The organism is Streptomyces sp. NPDC022910 (genome assembly GCF_055561075.1).
This window is the reverse complement of sequence record NZ_JBVHHL010000028.1, coordinates 94,720-105,370: the sequence shown is the minus strand read 5'-3', so window position 1 is coordinate 105,370 and position 10,651 is coordinate 94,720. Positions and strand designations below refer to the sequence as shown.

The window sequence follows — 10,651 nt, the reverse complement described above, 5'->3', positions numbered from 1 at the left end:
CGCCGAAATCCGGACCGTCCAGCAAGCCTGGGCCCAAGCAGGACTCACCCACGCAGCATGATCACATCAGGCCCGCCAAAACCGCGAAACTCAAGAACTCCCAGCGCACCTCGAATATGTCCTTCACGCGCTCGGTGGCCTCGCGGATGTACTTGACCAGGCCCTCCGCGATCTCGTCGGTCGTCTCGGCCACCGGCACCCCGAGCGCCGCCCCCGCCGCCATCACCGGCCGCACGTACACGACCGCGAGCAGCGCCCGCTGCCTCCTGGCGAGACCACCGGCGTAGGCGGCCGCCCGCAGTGAGGAGTCGGAGCCGTCCACGCCGACGACGATGACCTTGGGCCCGTCGGTGCCCCGCTCGAACTGATGCGAGTGGTGTTCCGTCACGGCAGTGAGGCTATCGGAAGCCGCAGGTCCGGGGCCCGTGAGGGCACCGGGGAATCCGTACGGGACGGCGGCCCCGGCCCGGGCCGCGGTTCCTCCGCCGCAAGCCGATCCCGCGTGTGTCGGGACGTGGCAGGAGCATGGTGCTGACCTTCGACGACGGCTCGCCCCCGGCACCCCCGCCATCGTCGAGCGGGTCGAGAGCCGAGCCGCTCCAGGCCCGATCGTGCTCTCGCACGACGTCGGCGGCGACCGGTCCCACACCGTTGAGGCACTCCACGCCTGTTTGCCGTATCTGCTGGACTCCGGCTACCACCTCACCCTGCCCAGGCGGCAGTTCACCCGAGTGCGCGCGCGGGGGCGGTGGTACCGCGGCCCGGTGTCCGGAGCTCACGTCGTTTCCGTCGCCTGGCCTCGGCCCGCCCGCGCTCAGCTCACGTCGGCCAGGCGGGCGAACACCACCACGTTTCCCTTGTACCCGTGCTCCTCGGAGAAAGCTCCTCCGCAGGTGATGACGCGCAGTTCCGGGGTCCCCTTGCTCCCATAGACACGGTCTCCGGGGAAGTTCGTCTTGTCGAAGACCTCGTTGCCGTAGATCTCGAATACGGCGGTCTTTCCGTCCTGACGCCGGACCTCGACGCGGTTTCCCTGCCTCAGAGCGCCGAGCCCGTAGAAGACGGCGGGCCCCACCTGGTTGTCGACGTGGCCCACGATCACGGCCGTGCCCTTCTCACCGGGTGAGACCCCGCCCGTGAACCAGCCCGCCAGGTTCGGATCCTCGGGCGGCGGAGCACTCACCCAGCCCGACCTGTCCAGGCCGACCGGTACGACGGGGGCGTCGACCTGGATCGCAGGGATCCGGATGCGGCTGACCACGGAGTACGGGAGGGCGTCGGGAGCCCGGGCGGGGCCCAGGGTGCTGCTGGTGCCCGGGGCCGCCACGGAGGCGGGCTGCGGCGGGCCCGTGTCGACCTCTCCGGAACCATTGCGAACGAGAGCGACACCCGTCAGCAGAACAAGGGCCATCATGCCCCACGGGGCATGCTTCGTCGGCCGTTGCTCCTTTTCGGCCGGCTCGGACGCAGACATTCGCCATTCCCCTCTCGACGCGGCCGTCACCGCGTCCGTCACGTACAAGCAGAACGCTAGGCGCAACGGCATCCGTGAGCGACGGGGAGCGGGCGAACGGGTGGCGGCGGGCAGAGCCGCAGTGCGCCGTCCGAGTTGCCCCGGACGGAAAACTTCTGACGGATCGTGACCTGCGGCGACGTGCTCCTGCCCGGCATCTGTGCGGTCATTCCCTCACCGGGTCGGACCACGCTCGACATGCGGTCCCGCGCCCGGCGTTCAAGGGTTCGTCCGGGAGGCGTCTTCTCGCCCATCGACCGGGGACGGTTCCCGGGGCGCTTCCCGCGGAGGTTCTCATGCGTACCATCCGTGCTCTGGCGGCCTGCACCGTTGCGGCTGCGGCCGTCGGGTTCGCCGCGTCCTCGGCGACGGCCCGGAACGAACCGGGCACCGTCGTCGCCGTGCCCGGTGCCGACGCCCCTCTCATGTGGCCCGCCGCCGTCGCCGTCATCGACGACGTCCGTCTTCGTGCAGGCGGCGGCAGCTCCCCGCGTGCCACGCCCACCGACATGGCGATCGGCGGCGGGCTCGTCGCGGCCTCCGTCATCGGCAGCGCAGTGCTCTGGTGGCGCAGCCGGTCGGACGACGACAGCTGACAGCGGCGAGGCACGGCTTCGAGCCGCGCCCTCCGCAACCCGCACCCCGGAACCCGAGGAGTTCCGGGGTGAAGGGCGTGCGGTACGCGTCAGGATCCGGTGGTGGAGCGCCGACGCGTCATGTGCCAGGCCGTGCCGACCGAGCCCGCGATGAGCGCCGTTCCGAGAGCGATCGCCTTCGGGTCGAAGCCGCCGACGCTGCCGCCGATGCCGGCATGTACGCCGTGACTCTCGTAGCCTCCGCCTCCGCCCCCACCCCCTCCTCCGTTCTCGCGGTTCCCCGCGTTCCCGTAACCGCCTCCGCCTCCGCCCCCGCCCCCGTTCTCGTAGCCTCCGCCTCCGCCCCCGCTCTCGCGGCTCCCGGCGTTCGCATAGCCTCCGCCTCCGCCTCCGCCCCCGCTCTCGCGGCTCCCCGCGTTCGCGTAACCTCCTCCTCCGCTCTCGCGGTTCCCCGCGTTCGCGTAGCCCGCGGCGCCGTTGCCGCGGGCCTCCCCGTTCTCGTTGCGATCGACCGCCGCGGCCGCGATGGCGAGCTTCTTGTGGCCGTACTCGTGGCCGCACCGGAATGTCACGTCGTAGGTGATGCCGGGTCTTGCGGCCCGGTCGACCGTGGCCGTGGCCGTGGTCTGACCTCTGGGAATGGTGACTGTGTCGAAGACACCGGAGTAGACCGTGGCGTTGTCGTTGCAGCCCTGAACGGGCAGGGAGAGCCGGCCGCCGGGGGAGATCGTCTCCGGCTCCAGGTTGTAGGCGAAGCCCGAGTTGGCGTCGTCGCCACTGGCCACGGCCGACGTACATGCAGTGAGGGCCAGGGCGCTGACGCCCAGCAATGCGGCCGAAAGTGCGCGTATCGCGCGCATGGAAGCCTCCAGGTCCCCGAGGAGCCTTGCTGCGGACCTATTCCGCCTGCGCCGGAAATGCACCTCGATGATCGAAACGCTAAAAAAGTCGATGCGAGTGCGCGATCTCAGCCGGGCGAATGGGGCATGCGCTTGCGCCGCACAGGGGGGTGGGGAGTGGCAAGGGGTCCTGCCCCGTGCGGTGACCGGGGAAGGTACCCCGTGTGGTCAGCCGACGGCGCGTCAGGAGACGGTGGCGGGAGACGCGTCAGAAGGCGGCAGGGGCGGCCGCGCACGGCGTCCGCCCCTGCCGCCCGGCCCGACCGAGCGGCGCCGTGGCCCTCTCACGTGTGCAGGTACGGGAACAGCGCCAGGAACGGCTCCGCGGAGGCCGCGATGCCCCGGCTGTAGGGGGCGTCGAAGTCCCAGATCAGGAAGAGCAGGAAGGCGATGAGCGCGGAGAACAGTCCGGCGAGGACGAGCTCGCGCGCCGTACGCCGGATCTGCAGTGCGAACACCATCCCGATGGTGACCACCGCGCCGGCGATCAGTCCGAACCACACCACCGGCGGCATGGTCGAGTCCGTAGAGTCGGCCCGGGCGGCCCGCGCCGTGTCGGCGGCGGCCACCTGGTCGAGGAGCGGCTGGTACGACTGCGCCTGGAAGTCGGTCTTCGGTTCGTAGTCGGTGACGTCCTGACGGATCCGCTGGAGGAGTTCCCCGCCGAGGGCGGTCACCTTGCCGTGATCTGACATGGCCTTCCATTCTGTGGTCACCACGTGGCCGACATACGTGTTGACGTCCGCGCGGATACGATCGCGGACATCGGCCGGATAGACGCGGACCCGCTCCGAGATCTCGTGGAGTGCCTGCGCTTCGGCCTGGACGTGGTCCTGGGCGGCGTTACGGGCCTCCCAGACACCGGCGATGGCCAGGCCCAGCACGATGGCGTACACCACGCCGATCCACATCGTCATGTACTCGATCACGTCCGGGGTCTCGGACGGATCGTCGTCCTCGGTGGCCGTGCGGTGCCGCACGAAGGTCACCAGGATCACGACGGCACAGGCGGCCGCCATCGCGAGGGCGAGAACAAGCCATTCCGACAAGAAGTGCCTCCAGGATCAGCGCGGGCGCAGCGCGGCGACGGCGAACACCGCGGGCGCGGCGATCAGCAGGGTGAACATGAGCGGTGAGGGGCCGTCGTGCGGCGGCTGCGGACGGGACACCGCGTGGTACGCCGGATAGCGCACCGGCGTGGTCGTCGGGCGCGGACTCGGCCGTTGCGAGGGCGTCCGGGTCGGGGTGGGGGTGGGCAGGGACGCCGGTGCCGGTGCCGGCCGGGGAGGCGGTGTCACCGTGTGCGGTGGAGGAGGCGGCGGCACGGGTCTCGGCGTGGGCCGCGGCTTGGGGGGCGGCGTGGGCTTGGGGGTGGGCGTCGGACTCGGGGGCGGGCTCGGTGTCGGGCTTGGCGTCGGGGTGCGACTCGGACTCGGTGAAGGGCACGGGGGAGTGGTCCAGTGGTCGCCGCCCGCGACCGCCACCGCCTCCGTACCGTCCGGGCCCGTCGAGGCGTACGCGCACGCGTCGGCCGACGCCGCTCCGGCGGGCGCGCTCACGAGGATCCACACCAGCGTCACCAGCGCCAACGCCCTCGTGACGAGGGTGGATCGGTTCCGTTCGGGTCGATGCACGACCGAGATCATCGGCGCGTGCGTGCCCGCCTACGCCCGGACCCCGGGGAATTGCCCCGAAGAGGGGAGATCCGTCTTCGGACGGTTTGGTCAACCATGCCCGTTGTCGCCACCGGTTGGGTGCATATGTGCGAGGGATGCGGCTGGACCAGTGGCCGAGAATCCGTCACAGGTACCGGAAAGAAAATTGCGGCCCGATTGAACACTTGGGGCGCTCCCGTGCGTACCCAGGGCCACACGCGGCGCTCAGAGGACGCTGCAACACCCAAGCGGACAGCAGGAGTTCAGAATGAAGACATCCTGGCGGAGCGCCTCCCTCGTGGCGACAGCTGCGGCCGTGCTGGCGCTCACGACGGCGTGCGGTCAGGAGAGCGGCCCCCAGTCGGCGGGTAGCCAGAACGTGGGGGCCACCGCTGCCGCAGGCGGTTTCGGTTCCAGTGCGACGGACCCCGGAAACGGCTACGGCGCCGACTCCACCACCGCTCCGAGCGCCCCGGCCTCCGCGGGCGGACAATCCGCGGGACAGCTCGCGGTCGCCGAGAACGCCAAGCTCGGCAAGATCGTCACGGACAGCGCCGGCTTCACCCTCTACCGCTTCGACCAGGACACGGCCGAACCGCCGAAGTCCTCCTGCGACGGCGACTGCGCGAAGACGTGGCCGCCGGTACCCGCCGACGGCGCCTCGGTCGCCTCCGGCATCGACACGTCCCTGCTCGGCGAGGTCACCCGCTCCGACGGCACCAAGCAGCTGACCGTCGCCGGCTGGCCGATGTACCGCTACGCCAAGGACACCAAGGCCGGTGACACCAACGGGGAGGGTGTCAAGGGCACCTGGTTCGCCACCGCGCCCACCGGCAAGAAGGCCTCCGCCGAGAATCTGCCCGGCCTGTCGGTCCGCAACGACCCCAAGCTCGGCCAGATCGTCGTCGACAAGAACGGCATGACGGTCTACCGCTTCATGAAGGACCAGGCCTGGCCCGTGTCGAAGTCGGCCTGCACCGGCGCCTGCCTGGAGAAGTGGCCTGTCGTCGCGCCGGTCTCGGCGAACGACACCAAGGGCGTCCAGAAGAAGGGCCTCATGGGCTTCACCCGCCCGGACGGCGCCGAGCAGATGACCGTCAACTGCTGGCCGATCTACACCTTCTCCGGTGACAAGGCACCCGGAGACACCAACGGACAGGGCGTGGGCGGCCTTTGGTACGCCGTCGCGCCCGACGGAAAGCCGGTCGGCGCGCCGAAGAAGTAGAGATCACCTCCCCAGGGTCGATCGATCGCCTCACCGAGTCAGCCACGGAACGCGGAAGGGAGTGGACAACCGAAGCAAGAGTGCCGGACGAACGGGACAGGCGTGCACGACCAGGTCCACCCCCTCTGCGCCGCACGGAGGGGGTGGGCCGCTTCGGCGTGGGCGGGGGCCAGGCGACCCCGTACCGTCGGCGACAATGCGCGGTGACCGGGAACGGATGGTCAATTCCCGTTTTTACTCGCTCCGTTGGCGGACGATCAGTAGCCTCAGCTCGAACACCGGATCGGCCGCATCGTCACCTACGCCTTGGAGAGCTGCATGGAGCGCCCCGCCTGGGCCCCGCGGAGCATCGACATCTCTGTGCCGAGTGTGTCCCGCATGTACGACTTCTACCTGGGCGGCTCGCACAACTTCGAGGTCGACCGGGAGGCGGCGCGGCAGGCGATGGAGTTCATGCCGGGGCTCCCCAAGATCATGCAGGCGAACCGGTCGTTCATGCGCCGCGCGGTCCGCTTCGCCGTCGAGGAGGGCATCACCCAGTTCCTCGACATCGGTTCCGGCATCCCGACCTTCGGAAACGTCCACGAAGTGGCGCAGCAGGCGCAGCCCGGCGCGCATGTGGTGTACGTGGACCACGACCCTGTGGCGGTCGCGCACAGCCAGGCCGTCCTCCAGGGGAACGGCGACGCGGACGTCGTCGCGGCCGATCTCCGCAAGCCCCAGGAGATCCTGTCGAGCCCTCAGGTGGAGCAACTGATCGACCTGAACCGGCCAGTCGCACTCCTTCTGGTTGCCATACTGCACTTCGTGGAGGACACGGACGACCCGTACAGTGCGGTGGCCGAGCTGCGCGACGCCCTCGCGCCGGGCAGCCTGCTCGTCGTCACGCACGCCTCGTACGAGGGAATCCCGCTCCCGCAGGCGCGGGCCGAGGGTGCGGTCGATGTGTACCAGAACATACGCAATCCGCTGATCATGCGCTCGCGCGACGAGATCGCGCGGTTCTTCGAGGGGTACGACATGGTGGAACCCGGGCTGGTGCCGATGCCGAAGTGGCGGCCCGACACGGCACCCGAGGACGAGGATCCGTATTCCTTCGCGGGATTTGCCGGCGTGGGGCGCTCGGCGTGACCGCGGAGCCGGGTGGACCGGAGGACAGACTGCGCAGGTTCGCGACGATCTGGAGCCGGGCGGTCTTCCCGGTGACCTCGACGTCGCTGACCCGTCCGGAGTTCGAGGACCGGCTGCTGCCACTGGCCCGGCGGCTGAGCGAGGCGCTGCGCGCCAGGGCGTTCGACGCGTTCGAGGCCAAGGGGATCGGCGCCGCGCTCATCGAGGTGCACTGCACCGACCCGGAGGCGCTCAGCCGCACGCTCGACTGCGTCGACGCCTACCTGGTGCTCTACTGCGGCGACCCCGACGCCTCCGCGGAGGCACAGGAGGCGCTGCGGACCCGTTCCTCGCGGCTGCAGCACGCGATGGCCGCCGGGTTCGCCGAGGCCCTCAGAGCCCGCACGCTGGCCGAGCAGGAGGCCATCTCGCAGGCAGCCCTCACCGCTCAGGGCGCGGTGGCGCAGGCGTTGCACGCCACCGAGGCCCGCTTCCGTGCGGTCTTCGAGGGCGCGGCGATAGGAATCAGCATCGCGGATCTCGACGGCAACGTCCTCCAGGTCAACGGCGCGCTGCTGCGCATGTTCGGCGGTTGCGAGAACCTGGTGCGCGGTCGCAACGTCGCCGAGTGGACCCACCCCGACGACGCACCCCAGGTCTGGCGGCTGTACGACGAACTCGTCTGCGGCGAGCGCGATCACTACCACGTCGAAAAGGCCTTCTACCGCCCAGACGGAACGGTCCTGTGGACCAACCTCACGGTGTCGCTGCTGCGCGACGCGGACGGGCGCCCTCAGTACCAGCTCGCGCTCATGGAGGACACCACCGAGCGACGCCTGCTCAACCTCCGGCTGCGCTACGAGGCCACGCACGACGCCCTCACCGGGCTGCCGAACCGCACTCTGTTCTTCGAACGCCTGGAGAAGGCCCTCGCGGCGGGCGAGGGTCAGCGTTTCGGCCTGTGCTACCTCGACCTCGACGGCTTCAAGACCGTCAACGACAGCCTCGGGCACGCAGCCGGCGACCGGCTGCTCGTCGAGGTCGCGGACCGGCTGCAGTCCTGCACGACCGCGCCCGGCGAGATGGTGGCGCGCCTGGGCGGCGACGAGTTCGTGGCGCTGACCACCGGACCCGACACCGAGCGCGGGGTCGACGAGCTCGCCGGGCGCATCATGAACGCGCTGGTCACCCCGATCAGCGTCGACGGGCGCGAGCTGACCGTGCGCGGCAGCATCGGCATCGTCGAGGGACCGGTGGGGGAGCGCGGCCCGGCGGAGGTGCTGCGCAGCGCCGACATCACCATGTACCGCGCCAAGTCGGCGGGCGGCAACCGTTTCGAGCTCGCCGACCCCGAGGCCGACGCCCGCACCATCACCCGGCACGGGCTGACCACGGCGCTGCCGACGGCCCTGGACAGGGGCGAGTTCTTCATCGAGTACCAGCCTTTGGTGCGCCTGGGCGACGGCACCGTGCACGGCGCCGAGGCACTGGTGCGCTGGCTGCATCCGCAGCACGGTGTGATCGGCCCGGACCGCTTCATCCCGCTCGCCGAGCGCACCGGCCTGATCGTGCCGCTGGGCCGCTGGGTCCTTCAGGAGGCGGTACGGCAGGCCCGTGTGTGGCAGGAGAGGCACGACCGGACGGGGCCGCTGCGCATCAACGTCAACCTGTCACCGTGCCAGCTCACCCATCCGGGGCTGGTCTCGGACACCGTGGACATCCTGGAGCAGGCGGGCCTCGAGCCGGACGCGCTCTGCCTGGAGGTCACGGAGTCGGCGCTCATCGGCGCGGACGACGGACTGCTCAAACCCCTGCGGCGACTGGCCGAGATGGGGGTGGACATCGCCCTCGACGACTTCGGCACGGGCTACTCGAACCTGGCCAATCTGCGCCGCCTGCCGGTGCGGATCCTGAAGCTGGACCGTTCCTTCACCCAGGGCATGCAGCAGTACCCGGCTGACCCCGTCGACCTCAAGATCGTCGAAGGGATCGTCTCCCTGGCTCACAGCCTGGACCTCGCCGTCACGGTCGAGGGCGTGGAAACCGGTGCCCAGGCCGAACAGCTGCGGATACTGGGCTGCGACACGGCCCAGGGCTGGTACTACGCGCGCCCGGGCCCACCGGAGCGGCTGCACGAACTGGCGCTGATGGACGCGACCGGCTGATCCGGCCGCCCTGCACGGGGACGGGCCGCACGGCGGACAAACGGCCCGCCGGCCCGCCCGCGGGCCGGCTTCCCCGTACACGGCAAACCGGTCAACCGGCGGCGCGCCGTCTCCCCACGGCCGCGCGCCGCGAATTCCGCCCAGGGCTTCGGCAACCCGGGTCGACACGGTCGGCCCAGGCCCCGTCGAGGCGGAGCTGTGGCCCTGTGGTGGCGGCGTGGCCGAGACCGTTCGGACCGCCGCCTGTATCACTCCCGACGATGTGGTGTCCCAGGCGGCGGGTGCCACTGTTCATCGGCCGCTTCTCCCGCTCGGACGAGGTCGCGGATCTCGTCCCTTCCTGGCCGGTGACGGCTGACGCAACTTCACCGGCAGCGGCCTGGTCATCGACGGCGGTCTCATCCCACGTGGTGACCCGTCCGGCAGCGTTCCGAGGAGGCACGCCCCGTAGTCCGCCGCCGGGGGGCGCCATCTCACTTCGACCGTGGTGCGCTGCCAGGCCATGACCGCACCGGAGAGCAAGTGGGAGACGGCCGCTCACCGCTCCAGCAACATCCGCTGAAGCTCCCTGGCGGCCCGCGGCGGTGCCACATCGCTTCGGTGGGCCAGAGCGATCGTGCGGTGGAGGCCGGGCCGGGCCAGAGGGGTCACCCGCAGGCCGCGTCCGGAGCGGGCGGCGACCATGCGGGGGACGACGGCGACGCCCAGCCCCGCCCGTACGAAGCCCAGCACGGCGTCCATCTCGCCGCCCTCGACCGCGAAGTCGGGCTCGAAACCCTCGGAGCGGCATGCCGCCACAGTCAGTTCCCGCAGGTCGTAGCCGTGGCGGAACATGACCAGGCGCTCACCCTCCAGGTCCGCGACGCGGACCGTGCGGCGGCCGCCGCCGGGCCTCGGGGCGTCGGGGGAGGACACCACCACCAGGTCCTCGCGCAGCACCTCCACCGTGGTCAGCGCCGGGGCGGGAGCGGGCAACGGGAGCACGATCAGGGCGAGGTCGAGGGCGCCGCGCGCCAGTTCCCGGACGAGATCGTGGGAGCCGCCTTCTTCGATCAGCAGCTGGATGCCGGGATAGCGGTCGTGGAAGACGCGCAGCACGTCCGGCAACAGGCCCGTGCACACGCTGGGCGTCGCGCCGAGGCGCACCCGCCCGCGGCGCAGCTGCACCAGTTCCTGCACCTCGTGCCGGGCCGTGTCCGCGTCGGCGAGGATGCGGCGGGCCAGCGGCAGCAGCGCCTCGCCCGCGTCCGTGAGCGTGATGTTGCCACGCGCCCGCAGGAACAGGTCCGCGCCCAGCTCCCGCTCCAGCGCCTTGATCTGCTGCGACAGCGACGGCTGGGCGACATGGACCAGATCGGCGGCCCGGGTGAAGTGCCGGGTCTCGGCGACCGCCACGAAGTACTGGAGCTGCTGGAACTGCACGCACTCAGCATAGGGCCTGGCTATCGAAACGAGCCGAACCATGTCTTGGACCGATGGGGGCCTTCG

9 protein-coding genes and 2 pseudogenes are annotated in these 10,651 nt (G+C 70.8%); 5 read left to right on the top strand and 6 right to left on the bottom strand.

Translation table 11 applies throughout. The features are described 5' to 3' along the window. Positions 1-85: 85 nt before the first annotated feature. Positions 86-388 (bottom strand): annotated as a pseudogene (locus ACZ3TS_RS25350) (universal stress protein); the annotation flags it as partial. A gap of 166 nt (positions 389-554) precedes the next feature. Here ACZ3TS_RS25350 and ACZ3TS_RS25345 point away from each other — a divergent pair. Beyond that, a pseudogene (locus ACZ3TS_RS25345) lies at positions 555-725 on the top strand (polysaccharide deacetylase family protein); the annotation flags it as partial. Between the two features lie 89 nt (positions 726-814). On the opposite strand, the gene ACZ3TS_RS25340 reads toward ACZ3TS_RS25345, so the two are convergent. Then, positions 815-1,474 carry a class F sortase gene (locus ACZ3TS_RS25340; protein WP_467621874.1) on the bottom strand — a complete coding sequence of 220 codons (660 nt, stop codon included), beginning with the start codon at positions 1,472-1,474 and terminating at the stop codon, positions 815-817. A gap of 335 nt (positions 1,475-1,809) precedes the next feature. On the opposite strand from ACZ3TS_RS25340, the gene ACZ3TS_RS25335 reads away from it, so the two are divergent. After that, positions 1,810-2,109: a hypothetical protein gene (locus ACZ3TS_RS25335; protein WP_467621872.1), complete on the top strand. Its 300-nt coding sequence runs from the start codon at positions 1,810-1,812 to the stop codon at positions 2,107-2,109. An 89-nt stretch (positions 2,110-2,198) separates the two neighbouring features. Here the strand turns inward: ACZ3TS_RS25335 and ACZ3TS_RS25330 are convergent, their stop codons facing one another. The 3 genes from ACZ3TS_RS25330 to ACZ3TS_RS25320 all read right to left on the bottom strand — a co-directional run bounded on the left by ACZ3TS_RS25330 (position 2,199) and on the right by ACZ3TS_RS25320 (position 4,201). Continuing rightward, positions 2,199-2,969, bottom strand: a complete 771-nt coding sequence (locus tag ACZ3TS_RS25330; protein ID WP_467621869.1) for a hypothetical protein — start codon at positions 2,967-2,969, stop codon at positions 2,199-2,201. 323 nt (positions 2,970-3,292) lie between these two features. Further along, positions 3,293-4,057, bottom strand: a complete 765-nt coding sequence (locus ACZ3TS_RS25325; RefSeq protein ID WP_467621866.1) for a bestrophin-like domain — start codon at positions 4,055-4,057, stop codon at positions 3,293-3,295. A gap of 15 nt (positions 4,058-4,072) precedes the next feature. Further along, on the bottom strand, positions 4,073-4,201 hold the full coding sequence (locus ACZ3TS_RS25320; RefSeq protein WP_467621863.1) for a hypothetical protein: 129 nt from the start codon (positions 4,199-4,201) through the stop codon (positions 4,073-4,075). Positions 4,202-4,931: 730 nt separating this feature from the next. Between ACZ3TS_RS25320 and ACZ3TS_RS25315 the strand changes: the two genes are divergently transcribed. The 3 genes from ACZ3TS_RS25315 to ACZ3TS_RS25305 all read left to right on the top strand — a co-directional run bounded on the left by ACZ3TS_RS25315 (position 4,932) and on the right by ACZ3TS_RS25305 (position 9,163). Next, positions 4,932-5,888: an SCO0930 family lipoprotein gene (locus tag ACZ3TS_RS25315; RefSeq protein ID WP_467621860.1), complete on the top strand. Its 957-nt coding sequence runs from the start codon at positions 4,932-4,934 to the stop codon at positions 5,886-5,888. Between the two features lie 318 nt (positions 5,889-6,206). Continuing rightward, positions 6,207-7,019 carry an SAM-dependent methyltransferase gene (locus ACZ3TS_RS25310; protein WP_467621857.1) on the top strand — a complete coding sequence of 271 codons (813 nt, stop codon included), beginning with the start codon at positions 6,207-6,209 and terminating at the stop codon, positions 7,017-7,019. After that, a complete protein-coding gene (locus ACZ3TS_RS25305) occupies positions 7,016-9,163 on the top strand; it encodes a putative bifunctional diguanylate cyclase/phosphodiesterase (RefSeq protein WP_467621854.1) in 2,148 nt (715 codons plus the stop codon). Before ACZ3TS_RS25310 ends, ACZ3TS_RS25305 begins: the two co-directional genes overlap by 4 nt. 537 nt (positions 9,164-9,700) lie before the next feature. Here ACZ3TS_RS25305 and ACZ3TS_RS25300 read toward each other — a convergent pair. Next, positions 9,701-10,585 carry a LysR family transcriptional regulator gene (locus ACZ3TS_RS25300; RefSeq protein ID WP_467621851.1) on the bottom strand — a complete coding sequence of 295 codons (885 nt, stop codon included), beginning with the start codon at positions 10,583-10,585 and terminating at the stop codon, positions 9,701-9,703. Positions 10,586-10,651: the final 66 nt, after the last annotated feature.